The following is a 14,805-nucleotide window of genomic DNA, read 5'->3' on the forward strand; positions in this document are numbered from 1 at the left end:
GTAGTGCCGGCCGCTGGCCGTCAACCTCATTCAACTTCAGACATCTCCCAACCCCCATCGAGGCTTGGCCTGACAGCCAACGCCCAATGATCGACCCACCATGGCGCATGAGCAGCCATCGCCTCCGCCTGGGCCGTCACTCGATCATCGGCCAGGCCTATGTCCTGACAACCACGACCCACCAGCGCCGCCGGCTCTTTGAAAGCGAAGCTGCAGCAGCATGTGTAATCGACCAGTTCCATTACATCGAACAGCGCGGGCTCGTACGGTCACACGCATGGGTCGTCATGCCGGATCACGTCCACTGGATGTTCGAGCTGCGTGCAGCTGACCTTCCCGACATCGCGCGCCGGATGAAGTCGTCGAGCGCGCTTGCCCTGAATCGCCTGGCGGGCCGTCGAAGCACGGTGTGGCAGCCCGGCTACTTCGATCATGCATTGAGGACCGAAGAGTCGCTGGCGCGGCAGGCGTTGTACATCCTGGGGAATCCGGTACGCGCCGGTCTCGCTGGACAGATTGGCGAGTATCCCTATGCGTGGTCGGCCTGGATGTGATGCCGGTCAGCGGCCGGCACTACCACAGCAGAACCGACGCGCAGCGTAGATCGCGTTCCGGCGCACAGAGCACCCTCGGTGGTAGTGCCGGCCGCTGGCCGGCAACCACATGACCCGCGCAGAGATGCGTAGCTGCCGGCCAGCGGCCGGCACCATCATTCAATGTTCAGCGCGACCATTCGCTGTTCAGCGCCGCCTGCGCGCGCTTCGGCCGTGGTCGGCCTGGATGTGATGCCGGCCAGCGGCCGGCACTACCACAGCAGAGCCGACGCGCAGCGCAGATCGCGTTCCGGCGCACAGAGCACCCTCGATGGTAGTGCCGGCCGCTGGCCGGCAACCACATGACCTGCGCAGAGATGCGTAGCTGCCGGCCGGCGACCGGCACTACCATTCAGTGTTCAGCGCGGCTTGCGCGTACGCTTTGGCTTTGTGGTATCACCGCCGCTGGCGGCGCTGTCCTGCAGCGCCTGCAGCCAGGACAAGGTGTCCACATAGTCGATGAAGTGGCGAAGGTAGCCGGGGCTGGCGGCCTGCATCATGTCGAGCATGCGTTGCACCAGTACCGCCGAGTTCAGCGGGCCGCCATCGGCCGGGGCCTCGGCGCGTAGCGAGCGGCGCACCTGCAGTTCGCTGCGCAGCTCCGACCATTCGCGCTGCACCTGTTGCAGCATCGGCACCTGCGGGTAATGCGGCAGCGAGCGCGACCCCGCATCGAGGTCACGCACCAATGCGCGCAGGCCTTCCAGGGCGGGCGGTTTACTTGCCATCCGCCGCCTTGGGCTTGGGAATCGGCGCGATTTCCACGCGGCGATTGCGCGCGCGGCCTTCCTCATTGGCGTTGGAACTGACCGGCTGCTCGCTGCCGAACGCGGCGGCGAACACGGCGTCGGCCGGTACGCCATCGGCGATCAGGGTGCGGGTCACGGTCAGCGAGCGCTGCGCGGACAGCTCCCAGTTGTCAGCAAAGCGGCGGTTGCCTTCGCGCACGGGCGCATCGTCGGTGAAGCCGCTGACCATCAGGATCTCTTCGCGGCTGCCCAGATAGGCGGCCAGCGGTGCGGCCAGGCTGCGCAGCAGCTCCTGGCCTTCCGGCTGCAGCTGGTCGGAGTTGAGCGCGAACAGCACGCTGCCGCTGATGCCGATGCGGCCATTCACCAGCGTCACGCGGCCGGCCGCCAGCGGTCCGGCCAACGCTTGCTCCAGCGTCTGCAGGCGCTTGGCCTCGGCCTGGCGCTGCTTCACTTCCTGCTCCAGCCGCTGCGACAGCTCCAGCTGCACCGCGACCACACCCACCAGGATCAGCACGAACGCACCCAGCAGCACCGACATCAGGTCGCCGAAGGCGGCCCAGATCGGCGCGTGCGAGCCGCCATCGACCTCCAGCTCGTCGCTCATGCGCTGCCGGCCTTGCCGCGGCGTGTGGCCAGCTGCTGCAGTTCTTCCATCACCTGCTTCTGCGACAGCAGGCTGAGGTCGACCACCTCGCGCGCCTGCGCTACGTAGTAAGCCAGTTGCTCATCGCTTCGGGCCAGCGAGGCATCCAGTGCACCACCGATCTGTTCCAGGCGGCCGGAAAGCTCGGTGGCGGCACTGCCGAACTGCGCGACCGCTTCACCGAAGGCGCCGGCCAGCTGGCCGACGTCACCCGCGCTGCCGGTAAGTGCTGCCGCAATGCCATCCAGCTTGCCGGTCTCGGCGGCGATATGATCGGTAAAGCGGTTGCCGACACGCTCCAGCAGCTCGGCCGAACCGCCAACCAGTGCGTCCACCGCGGTGCGCTGTTCGTGCGATGCGTGGTTGATCGCATCGAGCAGGGTCTGCACGGTGGCCAGCAGGCGGCCGCGCTCTTCCAGCATTGCGTTGTCGCGTACCAGGCTCTCGGACAGCGTGCTGCGCAGCTCGTTGATGACATCGGCGGCAGCCTTCGGCGCGGCCGCGGCGGTCTGCAGCAGGGTGGACACTTCGGCCAGCGTGGCACTGGCCTGCGCGCGACCGTTCTCGCCGATCTGCTGTGCGGTGGCCGCCAGCGCGTCGCAGACCCGTTGCTGCTGTGCAGCCAGGCGTTCGCCATTGGCCTGCAGGCGCTCGGCCAGCTCGGTGGAAACGTGCTGCAGGGCATCGCTCCAGCGCTGCAGGCGCTGTTCGTCACCGGCCTGCAGTTGCGCCTGCAGGGCGGCGTGGGCCTGCTGCAACTCGGCGCTGACCGCGTCCCAGCGTGCCTGGCGCTGCTGCTCGCGGCTGTCCAGGCTGGCCTGCAGTTGGGCATGCGCAGTCGCGGCGGCGGCCTGGGCGGCTTGCCACTGTTGCGAGCGCTGCTGTTCGTGGTCCTGCAGCAGCGACTGGCTGGCGCTGTGGCGCTGTTCCAGTGCCTGCAGCAGTGCCTGCGCGTGCTCGTCCAGCTGCTGGCCGGCCGCCAGCAGCGCCTGCTGCTGGCGCTCGATCAGCGCGCTGTTCAGTGCCTGCTGCTGCTCGATGGCGGCGCGCCAGGCCTCGGCGTTGCCGTTGGCATCGGCCTGCAGGCGCTCGCCGATGCGCGCGATCAACGCTTCGGCATGCGTGCCCTGGCCATCGCTGAAGGCCTGCAGGTGCTGGCGCAGATCACTCACCAGCGCCTGCTGCGCCTGGGACTGTTCACTCACCACCTTGGCCCAGCTGGCTTCGGTGGCGACCCGGCTGCGTTCGAAACCGTCGCTCAGGCCCGCCAGCTGCTGTTGCACGGCCCGCTCGACACGGGCATGCAACGCTTCGCCATGGTGAGCCAGACCGGCCAGGGTGGTCTCGGCCATCGGCTGCAGCGCGCCACCGATGGCCGCGGCACTGGCTTCGGCACCTTCGCGCAGCGACTGCTGCAGCGACAGGGCCAGGCGTTCCTGCAGCGCCTGGCTCTGCGTCAGGAACTCGGCCTGGCCTGCCAGCAGGCGCTCATTGGCGGCCGCACTGTGCTGTTCAAAGGTGCTGGTCATCGCCTGCAGGCGGTCGACCAGCGCCGGCAGCGCGGCGGACTGTGCCTGCAGCAGGCGCAGCGATTCGGCGCGCTGCCAGGCCTGCGAATACGGGTGCAGGTCGCCGGCAATGGCGCGGTCCAGCTGCTGCACGGCCTGCAGGCGGTCGCGGCGCAGCAGCGCGGCCAACAGGCCGAGCATGGCCGAGCTGGCCACGCCCGCGATCGAGGTACCGAAGGCCACCGCCAGGCCCTGCACCGGCGAGGCCAGCGAGCCGCGGATCGCGGCCATGTCGGTGGCGCTCTGCAGGGCCAGGCCAGTGCCGCGCAGGGTATCCATCATGCCCAGCAGGGTGCCGAGCATGCCGAGCAGCACCAGCAGGCCGACCAGGTACGGGGTCAGCACCGGCGCGGGCAGGGCAGTGCGCTCGCCTTCCACGCGCAGGCGCACGGCGTTGCGCAGGCCCACCGGCACGCGCTCCAGCCAGGGGGCGAGGCTTTCCTTCGCGCTGGACAGGTCATTCAGTGCGGCGCGCAGGCCGTTGCTGGCCTGGCGGTAGCGGTACAGCTCCACGCCGCCGGCGATGTAGCAGGCCGCGATGATTGCCGCCACCGCTGCACCCAGCGGATGCACCGAAACGTAGCCAATGCCGATCCAGCACACGGCCAGCAGGCCGACAAGGAAAACAACGACATGGAGAGCAGTTCTGGACATGGTGTTCCGGTCAGTGGGAGCGCAGGGCGTCTTGCAGCCCTTCGATCGGGTGGAAGCGCAGCTGCAGCTCGGCGAGCAGCAGCGTGCGCATGTCATGGCGGAAGGCCGCGCGCCAGCCGGGCTGGCCATGCACGCGTTCAAAACGGGCGCCGAGCACCGCCGGCGCGGTGGCCAGCAGGCTGTGCTCGCGCGGGGTGAGGGTCTGTTCCATCACCGCATCAACCTCGGCCAGTCGCGCCAGCTCCGGCGAGACCTGTACCAGCTGGTCGCGCAGGCGGCCGCGCAGGCGCCCGGTGGCGGTCTGGATGGCCTGCTGCAGCACCCGGTAGCGCTGGCGCAGCGAAGCGAAGTTGGGTGCGGCAGCGGCCTCGGCCAGGTCCAGCAGGCGCTCGGCCTCGGCGTCCTCGCGGATCGAGGCCAGCAGGCTGGCATAGGCCTGGGCGCAGTCGGCCAGTACATCCTCGGCCCCCTCGGCAGCTTCGCCGGGCTCGGGCAGGCGTCCGCCCAACGCGCCGGACAGGGCCACGGCACGGCTCCAGTCCACCCACTGGCCGAGGCGATCGGTCAGAGCGGGACTGCTGGCCGGCATCGCGCCGTCGCTGAGACGGGCGAGCAGGCGGAGGAACTCCGGTCCACCCAGGACCGGCTGCGCTGCGTTCGCCATCAAGGGGTGAGGGGCCAAAAACCGCTGATTTTACAGCCAGATGACCCCGGCTGGATGAAGGCGGGGCTTGGGTGGCGGTACCCGCAGGCGCGACAAGGCTTAGAATGTCCGGCTGCATCCACCCGTTCGACCCCTGGAGTACCCCCATGACTGTTGCGCAGTTCTACCCGATCGGCACCCCCGGACAGCCCTGGGGCAACGTGGAACGCGCACAGTGGCGGGCCCGCCAGCAGCGCCAGCGCAGCTACCACGATGACGTGGTGGCCGCCCTCGAACGCCTGGACGACAGCGTTTTCGACGTGATCCAGTACGGCCAGCTGGACTATGCGCCGGACCATTATCCGCTGTTCGCGGTGGTCAACCACGACTGGAACCCGGCGCTGCCGACCGCGCTGATCACCGGCGGCGTACATGGCTACGAGACCAGCGGCGTGCACGGCGCCCTGCAGTTCCTGGAACAGCAGGCCGAGCGTTACCTGGGTCGGCTGAACCTGATCGTGGCGCCGTGCGTCAGCCCGTGGGGCTACGAGCGCATCCAGCGCTGGAACCCGGATGCGATCGATCCGAACCGCAGCTTCCGTGACGGTGGCCAGATCGAGGAAGCGGCCGCCCTGATGCGCTGGGTGGCCGAGCGCAAGCCGAACCTGCTGGTGCACCTGGACCTGCACGAAACCACCGACAGCGACCTGCACGAGTTCGATCCGGCGCGTTGCGCCCGCGACGGCAAGCCGTTCGAGCGCGACACGATTCCCGATGGCTTCTATGTGATCGGCAACAGCGAAGACCCGCAGGCCGAGTTCCAGAAGGCCCTGATCGCCGCAGTGGCGCCCATCACCCACATCGCTCCGGCCGATGCCGACGGCAACCTGGTCGGCCTGCCGCTGCAGTCGCCGGGCGTGGTCTGGGGCGAGTCGCGTTCGATCGGCGCCTGCGCCGGCTTCACCGACGCACGCTTTGCCACCACCACCGAGGTCTACCCGGACAGCCCGCGCACCAACCCGCAGGAATGCAACGACGCCCAGGTGGCGGCGGTGTGCGCCGGCCTGGATTTCGCCCTGGCGGCGCAGTAGCGCATCAACACGAGGTAGCGCCGGGCCCTGCCCGGCGGGTCGGGCGTGCGCTAGCCCAGCAGGATCACGCCCCACACCGTACCGACCATCAGCAGCGCGGTGGTCTGTGCGGCGCTGCCCATGTCCTTGGCGTTCTCGGATAGTGGGTGGTGGTCAAGCGAGATGCGGTCGACCACCGCTTCGATGGCCGAGTTGAGCAGTTCCACCAGCAGGCTGATGAAGCAGGCCGCCAGCACCACGGCGCGTTCGACCCTGCTGATGTCCAGCAGGAACGCGGTGGCGATCAGCAGTGCATGCAGCAGCAACAGCTGCCGGAAGGCTGCTTCGCCACGGAAGGTGGCAATGAAGCCATCGCGCGAATGGATCAGCGTATGGAAGATACGGCGAAGCCCGGTCTTGCCGTGCGGGTACTTGCCGCTGTCCCTGGGGTGAAGTGGCTGCATGCCGGTCCTGCCATGAGTTGACCTCACGACAGGATGTGCAGGCAGGCGTCGGGAAGGCGTCGGACGCCCGTTGGATTTTCCTTCAGCCGCCTTGGCGCTGCGCCTGGATGGCCTGGTCGAGGGCGTCCAGCTCATCCGTCGGCGAGGCCAACCATGCCGGGTACGCCTCGGTCTCGACGAAGGCGGAGGATCGCAGCACGTCATCTAACGCCGGATTGTCCTTCTCCGCATGGCGCAGCAGGCCGGACATCAGCCCGCAGATGCGGACTGCGGCCTGGAAGGCGCCCTGCAATGAACCGGCCGGCTCGGTGACCGTGTTGAGGAAGGCCGCATAGGCCGGCCCATCGAAGACGAAGTCCTCGCGCCGCTGGAAGGCATCACCGTTGAGGTTGGCTTCGCCAGAGACGTGCCGCGAGAATCCCCAGGACCAGATGTCGAGGAAACGCAGGTCATCCAGCATCCGGCGCGCATCGTCATTCAGTGGAACGGCGCCGGACAGGGCGTGCTCCAGCGTGGCCGCCGCGAAGGGCTCGGTGCCCTCGTGGGCCAGGAAATCGCTCAGGCAGCGCAGGGCACCGGGATGATGCGGGTCCAGCTGCAGCGCCCGGTAGATCACCCGCGCACCTTCGACGTGACGGCCCTGGGCGATGAAGATGTTGAGGGCATGGTGCGCGAGCTGGTCGGCGCTGAGGTCGGCAATGCGGGTCATCGGGTCTGGCGGGCATGGACGAAAGGTGTGCGCCAGTCTGACAGATCGCTCAATCGGCCGGGCTGCGTGAATCGCGGATCGAATAGATCACCGAGAAGTCCTGGGGTGCCGCTCGCGCATCAGCGCGCGTAGGTTCGCCAGAAAAGCACGTGGTCTTCGGCCGTGTTGACGGCGACGAAGACGGATTTTCGGGATTCGGGCGCGCAGCGAAAGACGCGGTACGACGACTTGAGCGTCCCGTCGCCCGGCCACCAGTATCGATCGAACGCAACAGGATCGCTGCTACTGAATGTCGTTGCCTGGCAATCCGCCGGCAGCTGCAGTGATACCGCAGGGCGTTTGGTGAAGGCCAGCGCGCTGGTGTTCGAGTCGAGGTCATGTACCTCCCGCAGATCGGTCGCCGCTTGCGGCACCCAGCCGGGAATCCACCCCTTGTTCACCCTGTCGGAGTCAAGCGCCTCCTGCAGGGTGTCGAACGAACTGTCCATCACCATACCGCAGGCGCATAGCGCGATACAGAACGTCACGACAATGGCGCGCCTGGCCCATGCAACGGGGCTGGTCATCCTCGTCATGCTCTGCGGAAAGCAGCCTACCCACTTCTTAGGGCGGCAAGCGCTTGAGCCGCGCTTCCAGCCCCGGTCGTACGGCCGGTCGCAGGGTTCTGCATGGCGCTGCGCCTTGCGCGCGTACTGCTGCATGAACAGGCCGATCTCCTGCGCGATCCTGTCCTTCCGGCTCTTGCCTGCCATCGACGGGCGTCCCTGTGTTCATCCTGAATCATCGGTCGGCGCACGCCAGCACGGATGACGGGCGCCGCAACAGGCCGGTTTGACGTTGAGGAAGGTCTGCGCGGATGATGCGCGGGCGCGCGGCGCAGGAGGGGATCTGTCAATGGGGCAACTTGACGTGGTGGAGCATGCCGGTGTTCCCTTTACCCGCTATGCCAGCCGTGAATGCAGTGGTCTCTGTGCGCAGCGATGGTGGTATGAGAACCGGTTGGGCCTGGATACCGAAGCCTGGTCGGTGGAATTGGATGCTTCCGATCGCGTGCTCGCAACGTCGCGCTTGACGTCACCCTAGAAGACCGCGACGAACGCATGCGCATCCATCGACCTTTCGTCTTCATCGCAAGCCTGGCCCTGATGGCGTTGTGCGGACTGATGGGCGTACTGGTGCTCATCCATGGCTTCAACGAGCAGGGCCTGCGCTGTGGCAGGCTGTGCTCACTGGAGGTCTCCATTCGCCTGCTCTTCGGTGATCGGGGATTCGAAATACTGGTGGCGATGGGACTGTTTGCCACAGCGCTGATGTGCGCGTATATCGCACTGCGGGAGGGCATGCATGCCGGGCGGCCGCGGAGGCAGGTGCAGCGTCGGGGGCGCAAGCGCCGCCGACCGTCACAGCCCCGGTCGTGAGTATCCCTCCACGTGGCGTGCTGCCGCGCGGAGGGACACCGCAGGAGGTCTCAGCGATGCAGCGCGTCGATGATCAAGCCGGTCGCGATCTCCACCAACAGATACTCGGTGTCGGACTGGCGCACCCAGCGCTGGCCGCGACCCGGATTGCGCAGGTCGTAGCGCGCGTAGTCGTCTACCCAGTAGCGGCGGTCCACTTCGGCCCAGGGCAGGCGGTCGCCACGACGCCAGGCCTTCTTCTGCCAGCCCGGCGGCGGCGCATCGCGGTTGTGCGGGCCGCCTGCATGCGGCGGCGGGCCGTTGCCGCGGGCGTGGTGCGGCGGATCGGCGAAGGCGGGGGCCGCAGCCAACGCGGTGGCGGTGGTCAAGGCGATGGCAAGCAAACGTGTGGTCTTCATGGAGATGCCTCCGTCATGGCCGCGGCATGCGGCGCTGTGGCGGGAATATAGGGCAGGCAGCGTGAATGAATACGGGTGTGCGCGGCACTTTCCTGAACACACGGCGTGACGTGCAGTCGCCGCCCCGGAACGGATCACCGGGTCCCGTCCCGGGCCGGATCCGTTGCGCCCCAACCACCGCCCAGTGACAGGAACAGATCCATCTGGCGATCGACCCGGTCCGCGCGCGATGCGGCCAACGCGGACTCCGCATCTGCCAGTGCGGCCTGGGCCGAAAGCACATCGAGAAAATCGATCCTGCCGAAACGGTAGAGCTGCTGCGCCTGCCCCGCGGCCCGCGCTGCGTCCCCACGCGCCTGTGCCAGGCTGCGCTCGCGTTCGAGCTCCTGCGTGCAGGCAGAAAGCGCAGTCTCGGTCTGGCGCAGTGCCTGCAGCACCGCGCCGTCAAAGGAAGCAAGAGCGGTATCTGCATTGGCACCGGCCGCTGCGATGCGGGCCTTGGCCACGCGGCGGTTGGGCCAGTGCCATGACAGCAGCGGCCCGACGCTCGCCCCGAAACCGTTGGCGGAAAGCAGCTGCCCTCGCATGCCCGCCGTGCCCAGGGACGCGCCCAGGGTGACCTGCGGATAGAGTTCCGCGGTCTCTACGCCGATCATGGCCGTGGCCGCGGCAAGGCTCCGCTCGGCGGCACGTATGTCGGGGCGCCGCTGGAGCAGCTGCCAGCCCTCACCGACCGGCAGCGCCTGCTGCAGCTCAGGGGGCTGGGGGCAGGCTTCGGCCTCCCTGGGATAGTCTGCCGGGACCCTGCCCATCAGTGCGGCCAGTTCGAACAGTGCGGCCTGGCGTTCTGCCAGCAGGTGCGGTACCGCCGCCGCGCTGCGGTTGACCGCGGCTCCGGCACGGCTGACATCGAAGTCCGTTCCACGCCCGCCTGCAGCCAGGCGACGGGTTGCCTCCAGCGTGGCGCGCTGTATCGCCAGCACATGCCGGGTCGCAGCGAGCGTGTGATTGCTTGTGCAGATCTGGAGATAGGCACGGGTGACAGCTGCAGCGACGACCACGCGGACCTGGTCCCGTGCCGCAGCGATGGCCTCCGCGTCCGCGTTGGCGGCTTCGATGCCGCGGCGGATGCCACCTGCAAGATCCAGTGGATAGGAGAGGTGGAGGCCCAGCGCGTACGACTGCGGCGCGGCCGACGCCTGGGTGTAGCCACCGGCATGGACGAGCGTGCCGGATGCATCCACGTCCCCTTGCACGGCACCGCGCGCGCGGTACTCCAGCACGGTCGCGGTGGCGCGCCGAAGGTTGGCATCGGCGGCGCGCAGGTCGGTATTGGCCGCCAGTGCCTCGCGTACGTAGGCGTCAAGCTGAGGGTCGCCATACAGTTGCCACCATCGATCCGGTGGCGCGTCGTGGCTGAACGGTGCGTCCTGGCCTGAGACGAACGCCCGCGCAGCCCGTTGTGAAGCTGCGACGGCATTCGCAGGCAGGTGATAGTCGGGGCCGGAGACGCAGGCCGTCATCGGCAGCAGCAGGGCAAGCAGCCCACCGCGTAGTGTTCGCAAGCTCACTTGCAGGCTCCCTGTGCCGAGGGCGTGATGGTCACACTCGCAGTGCGACCGACGATCAGGCGGGTATCCGGCCGCGCATCATCAATGCGGATGCGTACCGGGATCCGCTGTGCCAGCCTCACCCAGGTGTAGGTCGGCGCCACCGCCGGCAGCAGGTTGTGGGTGCTTGAGCGCTGATCGTCGGCAATGCCGGCGGCGATGGTATCCACGTGCCCGCGCACGTCGTGGTCGTCGCCCATCAGCCGGGCCACGGCGGCATCGCCCTCGGTGATGCAGGCCAGCTTGGTTTCCTCGAAATAGCCCTCGATGCGCAGGCTGCGGGTGTCGATCAGCGCCAGCGCCTGTGCCCCCGGCTGCAGGTAGTCGCCCGCGTGCAGGTCCAGGTTGGTGACGATGCCATCGGTGGTCGCACGCACCTCGGTGCGTTGCACATTGAGCCGGGCAACGCGCTGTTCGGCCCGCGCCTGCGCCAGGGCGGCCAGCTCGGTATCGACCTTGGCGGCATTGCGTTCGCGGGTTTCCGAAGCGACCAGGTTGCCCAGTGCGTCGTCCCGCGTCGATTCGCGGCGGGCCAGTGCCAGCGTGGCGCGTGCGCTGCTGGCCGCTGCGTCGGCCTTCTCAAGTGCGGCAGCGAAGCGCGGCTGGTCCAGCACCAGCAGCAGCTGTCCGGCGCTCACCCGCTGGTTGTCGTGCACCAGCACCTGGGTGACCAATCCCCCCATGTCCGACGCAACGCGCACCACGTCGGCGCGCACCCGCCCATCGCGCGTCCACGGGCGTGTTTCGTAGCGATGCCAGATGGCCAGTGCAGCGACGACGGCAATTGCGAACACCACCAGGGTTGCGCTCCAGCGCCCGATGACAGCAAGCGTGTGTTTCATCTCATTTCTCGAACAGGGGCGCGAGCCGGATCATCAGCTCCGCCAGGATCACGAACAGGGACAGACCCACCAGTGGCCACGCGGCGAACAACCGGTACAGACCGAGGCTGGCGAGGAAACGTGAGGTCAGTACCGACAGCGCCAGCGCGGCGACGGCCACCGCAAGCAGGCCGGGAATCAGCACGCCGTCAATCGAAAGATCAGGAAGCATGAGGTCAGCGCCGGTGGGTGAACAAAGGTACGAGAAGGTCGCGGCGCAACCCGCAGAGCAGGTGCGACAGATGCTCCCGATCAGCCCCACTGCTGGTAACCACTGCTTCGCGCATTCGGTCCAGCACTTCCAGAAGATGGGTGTCGATACGGCGCGGCGGGTGGGCACGAACCCTGAAATGCTCGGCGATGCGTTCGATCAGCAGTGCATGAAGCGCCCGGACCTGCGGATTGTCCAGGCACCTTTCCAGTGCGCGAAGTTGGCTGGATGCACGTGCCGCACGAACATCCGCAAACAATGCCCGCAGGTCGTGTCCTGCGCTGGAACGGCCCTGCAGCCTGGGAGCGAGCAGCCCAATTCGATCCAGCATGCGGCTGAGCCAGGCGCGTGTCACATCACCTTGTCCGGCGGCGTGTCGTGCGATGTCCCGGCGGATCGAACGCTCCAGCCGAGCGCGGTTGCGGCCCGCATCGGCGGTCTGGAACAGCTGCATGCTGCACAGTGCCACCGTCGTACCGATGAACAATGCAACGCTGTTGTTGAGTGCGCCGACGATGTTGACCGTATTGGTCGCGCCCAGTCCCGCGATGAGCGGAAACGTCAGCACCACGCCCAGCGCAGCCATGATGAAGGGAGGCCGGGCCAGGAACGATCCGCACAGCAGCAGCGCAGGCGCCAGCGCGGCAATCAGGCCGACGAAATCGGACAGCGCGGGGAAGATCAGCAAACCGTAGAGCAGGCCGACGGCAACGCCGATCAATGACCCCACCAGATAGCGCATGACATGCGGCGCAGGCGCTTCGATCGTGCCGAACAGCACGCACGCCGTGCCGATGATGGACACCGCCGTGGCGCCCTCCGACCAGCCGGTGACGATCCACAGAACGCAGCTCAGCAGGATGCCGACGAACGCGCCCAGCGCGCTGCGCAGGGCAAGCTGATGATCCCGGTGAAGCGCCGCACCACGCGCATGTCGCGCAAGGCGAGCAGGTACATGCAGGCGCCAGTCGGGCCGGGCAGTGTGCAGTTGCGCCTGCAGCACGCGGCAGTCGGCGTGGGCCAGGTCGAGCTCGGCCTGTTGCGTGGCGAGGCTGGCCTGCAGCAGATCGCGCCAGCCGCTTGCATCCATTGTGCCGGCCTGCGGTGAACGCAGCCGAGCGATGGAATCTTCCACCGCGCTGGACAGCATCAGGACGTCCAGCATCCGGTCATGCAGGGCGCGCAGGATCTGCACTTGGGCCACGCCGTGGGCGCTGTCGAAGGGCAGGTGGATCGACAACACGTGCAGATCAAGCAGGTCGGCTGCCACTTTCGAGCGGTCCGTCACCAGCACCGTGTCCGATGCACCGGCGCGCATGTCCCGTGTCCATCGTTCCGCATCATCCAGCACGGCAGCAACCCGTGCGTGCACGCGCGACGAAACCCGGCGCGGCAGCACCAGCCCATGTACCAGCGTAGCCGCCAGGATGCCGATGGCGATTTCCTGCACCCGTGTGATGGCAATGGTGAACACGTCTGCCGGCACCATCACCGCCGGAAACCCGATCAGGCTGGTGGTATAGCCGGCCAGCAGGAACGCATAGGCACGCGGCGTGCGGTCGAGCATCGCCAGGTACAGGCACAGCGCCATCCACGTGGCGAGTGCGGCGCTCAGCATCAGGGGGGCATTGGCGAAACGTGGCACCAGCGCGACGGTGGCGACGGCCCCGCCCACGGTACCGAGCAGGCGGAACAGGCCGCGGCTGAGTGTCGCCCCGGAAAGGGGCTGCGACACCAGATAGACCGTGCCGATCACCCAGAACGGGCGATTCAGGCCGATCCGCAGGGAGACATACAGCCCCAGCGACGCGGCGAGCAGGCATTTGAGCGAGAACAGCACCGCCTCCTGGTCGGTCCGGAGGGCAGGGCTTTTCAATCGGGCGAATGCCTGGAGCAGGTGGGGAAGGAAAGGTGTGGGGAGGTGCATGCGGCTCATGCTAGTGATCGGCCGCAACGACTAATTTCGCTACAATGACAATCAATCGCTAAAACCGGTCAATGTGAGAATGGCTCGCATTTCGCTCCCCGGCTTTGACCTGGACCCGGACGAGACCGACCGCCCGGCGGTTGCCAGCCGCCTGCAGGTGGCCGAGCACGACGCAGAGATTCCCGTGCATGAACACCGCAAGGGCCAGCTCATTCTTGCGCTGCATGGCGCGGTGACCTGCGAAGTGGCCAATGCGTTGTGGATCGTTCCGCCCCAGTGTGGCGTCTGGATCCCGGGCGGCATGCCGCACAGCAATCGCGCCACCGCCAACGCGCGCCTGTGCTACCTGTTCGTCGAGCCCGGCGTCGTCGACCTGCCGGCGCAGTGCGTGACGCTGGCGATCTCGCCGATGCTGCGCGAGATGATCCTGCACCTGGCCGACGCGCCGCTGGACTACCCGCATGGCAGCCACACCGACCGGTTGGCGCGGGTGTTGCTGGACGAGCTGGTACAGATGCCGGCCGAGCATCTGTCGTTGCCGGTCAGCCATCACCCGAAGGTGCGTGCGCTGGCGGCGGCGCTGTCGGCGGATCCGGCAGATCGCAGCACCATCAGCCAGTGGGCGGTGCGCCTGGCCCTGGGCGAGCGCACATTGACCCGGCTCATCGAACGGGAAACGGGCTTGTCCTTCGGGCGCTGGCGGCAGCAGCTGCACCTGCTCATCGCCATTCGGGAACTTGCCACGGGCGCACCGGTACAACGCGTTTCCGAGACGCTGGGCTATGAGTCGGTGACGGCCTTCATCACGATGTTCAAGAAGGCGCTTGGCCTTTCCCCGGCGCGGTACTTCGCGGTGCGCTTGCGTGGGCGGTAGCGGGGAACAACGGGCGAAGCCGTTGCCTGGAACTGCTACTTCGAGGTGTCGGAGACCGATTGAATCGCGGCCACCACCGCAGCGGGTTCCTCGCGCTGGAGGGTGAGGCCGGTTGCCAGGTAGCGGTGCGAGCCGCGCGTGAAGCCCGGGAAGAGCAGGGCGTGTGTGGGAGATTGTGCTGGTAGTTTTGTGAGCTATGAACACGGACTCCCTGTAGAGGAAGTCATGGGAGCCCGGCGTAGGCCGCTGAATGGCCACGGATGCTTGAATCTGTGACCGGTTACGCGACTCCACACTTGAATGTGCAAGCGTCCTCGACGATAAAGGCGGCATGTGGCACTGCCGCATTCCGGACCAGGGACGATCCGATGCACGACGCGTGGGCTCAGC

16 protein-coding genes and 1 pseudogene are annotated in these 14,805 nt (G+C 67.6%); 4 read left to right on the forward strand and 13 right to left on the reverse strand.

Annotation, left to right across the window (positions count from 1 at the left end; genetic code table 11):
• The first annotated feature begins 107 nt into the window (after positions 1-107).
• Positions 108-554, forward strand: a complete 447-nt coding sequence (locus AC5P8U_RS17415; RefSeq protein ID WP_088496085.1) for an REP-associated tyrosine transposase — start codon at positions 108-110, stop codon at positions 552-554.
• 398 nt (positions 555-952) lie between these two features.
• Here AC5P8U_RS17415 and AC5P8U_RS17420 read toward each other — a convergent pair whose 3' ends face one another.
• Genes AC5P8U_RS17420 through AC5P8U_RS17435 form a run of 4 tightly spaced genes read right to left on the reverse strand, consistent with a single transcriptional unit; the run spans position 953 to position 4,874 of the window.
• The gene (locus tag AC5P8U_RS17420) at positions 953-1,321 is read right to left on the reverse strand and encodes a DUF2894 domain-containing protein (protein ID WP_088496084.1); all 369 of its coding nucleotides are present in this window, start codon (positions 1,319-1,321) and stop codon (positions 953-955) included.
• The gene (locus AC5P8U_RS17425; protein WP_072167539.1) at positions 1,311-1,949 is read right to left on the reverse strand and encodes an OmpA family protein; all 639 of its coding nucleotides are present in this window, start codon (positions 1,947-1,949) and stop codon (positions 1,311-1,313) included. Before AC5P8U_RS17425 ends, AC5P8U_RS17420 begins: the two co-directional genes overlap by 11 nt.
• Positions 1,946-4,210 carry a DUF802 domain-containing protein gene (locus tag AC5P8U_RS17430; protein WP_088496083.1) on the reverse strand — a complete coding sequence of 755 codons (2,265 nt, stop codon included), beginning with the start codon at positions 4,208-4,210 and terminating at the stop codon, positions 1,946-1,948. Before AC5P8U_RS17430 ends, AC5P8U_RS17425 begins: the two co-directional genes overlap by 4 nt.
• A gap of 10 nt (positions 4,211-4,220) precedes the next feature.
• On the reverse strand, positions 4,221-4,874 hold the full coding sequence (locus AC5P8U_RS17435) for a DUF3348 family protein (RefSeq protein WP_438914533.1): 654 nt from the start codon (positions 4,872-4,874) through the stop codon (positions 4,221-4,223).
• A gap of 146 nt (positions 4,875-5,020) precedes the next feature.
• Between AC5P8U_RS17435 and AC5P8U_RS17440 the strand changes: the two genes are divergently transcribed.
• Complete coding sequence (locus tag AC5P8U_RS17440) at positions 5,021-5,944, forward strand: M14 family metallopeptidase (RefSeq protein ID WP_439426954.1); 924 nt, start codon at positions 5,021-5,023, stop codon at positions 5,942-5,944.
• A 50-nt stretch (positions 5,945-5,994) separates the two neighbouring features.
• Here the strand turns inward: AC5P8U_RS17440 and AC5P8U_RS17445 are convergent, their stop codons facing one another.
• The 3 genes from AC5P8U_RS17445 to AC5P8U_RS17455 form a co-directional block, all read right to left on the reverse strand.
• The gene (locus AC5P8U_RS17445) at positions 5,995-6,387 is read right to left on the reverse strand and encodes a diacylglycerol kinase (RefSeq protein ID WP_439426953.1); all 393 of its coding nucleotides are present in this window, start codon (positions 6,385-6,387) and stop codon (positions 5,995-5,997) included.
• Between the two features lie 82 nt (positions 6,388-6,469).
• On the reverse strand, positions 6,470-7,096 hold the full coding sequence (locus AC5P8U_RS17450) for a hypothetical protein (protein ID WP_439426952.1): 627 nt from the start codon (positions 7,094-7,096) through the stop codon (positions 6,470-6,472).
• A gap of 119 nt (positions 7,097-7,215) precedes the next feature.
• On the reverse strand, positions 7,216-7,848 hold the full coding sequence (locus tag AC5P8U_RS17455) for a YbbD-related protein (RefSeq protein WP_447896936.1): 633 nt from the start codon (positions 7,846-7,848) through the stop codon (positions 7,216-7,218).
• A gap of 348 nt (positions 7,849-8,196) precedes the next feature.
• On the opposite strand from AC5P8U_RS17455, the gene AC5P8U_RS17460 reads away from it, so the two are divergent.
• Positions 8,197-8,514 carry a hypothetical protein gene (locus tag AC5P8U_RS17460; RefSeq protein ID WP_439426950.1) on the forward strand — a complete coding sequence of 106 codons (318 nt, stop codon included), beginning with the start codon at positions 8,197-8,199 and terminating at the stop codon, positions 8,512-8,514.
• 50 nt (positions 8,515-8,564) lie between these two features.
• Here AC5P8U_RS17460 and AC5P8U_RS17465 read toward each other — a convergent pair whose 3' ends face one another.
• From AC5P8U_RS17465 to AC5P8U_RS17485, 5 genes are all read right to left on the reverse strand, one after another.
• The gene (locus tag AC5P8U_RS17465; RefSeq protein WP_021204235.1) at positions 8,565-8,912 is read right to left on the reverse strand and encodes an RcnB family protein; all 348 of its coding nucleotides are present in this window, start codon (positions 8,910-8,912) and stop codon (positions 8,565-8,567) included.
• 134 nt (positions 8,913-9,046) lie between these two features.
• Positions 9,047-10,483 carry an efflux transporter outer membrane subunit gene (locus AC5P8U_RS17470; RefSeq protein WP_447896937.1) on the reverse strand — a complete coding sequence of 479 codons (1,437 nt, stop codon included), beginning with the start codon at positions 10,481-10,483 and terminating at the stop codon, positions 9,047-9,049.
• The gene (locus AC5P8U_RS17475) at positions 10,480-11,364 is read right to left on the reverse strand and encodes an HlyD family secretion protein (RefSeq protein WP_334271361.1); all 885 of its coding nucleotides are present in this window, start codon (positions 11,362-11,364) and stop codon (positions 10,480-10,482) included. The genes AC5P8U_RS17470 and AC5P8U_RS17475 overlap by 4 nt, the downstream gene beginning before the upstream one ends.
• Position 11,365: 1 nt before the next feature.
• Positions 11,366-11,575: a DUF1656 domain-containing protein gene (locus AC5P8U_RS17480; RefSeq protein ID WP_005416886.1), complete on the reverse strand. Its 210-nt coding sequence runs from the start codon at positions 11,573-11,575 to the stop codon at positions 11,366-11,368.
• A gap of 4 nt (positions 11,576-11,579) precedes the next feature.
• Entirely contained in the window at positions 11,580-13,550 is a 1,971-nt protein-coding gene (locus tag AC5P8U_RS17485; RefSeq protein WP_447896938.1) for an FUSC family protein, read from the reverse strand.
• Positions 13,551-13,620: 70 nt separating this feature from the next.
• On the opposite strand from AC5P8U_RS17485, the gene AC5P8U_RS17490 reads away from it, so the two are divergent.
• Positions 13,621-14,415: an AraC family transcriptional regulator gene (locus AC5P8U_RS17490; protein ID WP_072167551.1), complete on the forward strand. Its 795-nt coding sequence runs from the start codon at positions 13,621-13,623 to the stop codon at positions 14,413-14,415.
• Positions 14,416-14,450: 35 nt separating this feature from the next.
• Here the strand turns inward: AC5P8U_RS17490 and AC5P8U_RS17495 are convergent.
• A pseudogene (locus tag AC5P8U_RS17495) lies at positions 14,451-14,579 on the reverse strand (alpha/beta fold hydrolase); the annotation flags it as partial.
• Positions 14,580-14,805 lie beyond the last annotated feature (226 nt).

Source organism: Stenotrophomonas sp. YJH_SMC_81 (assembly GCF_059370875.1).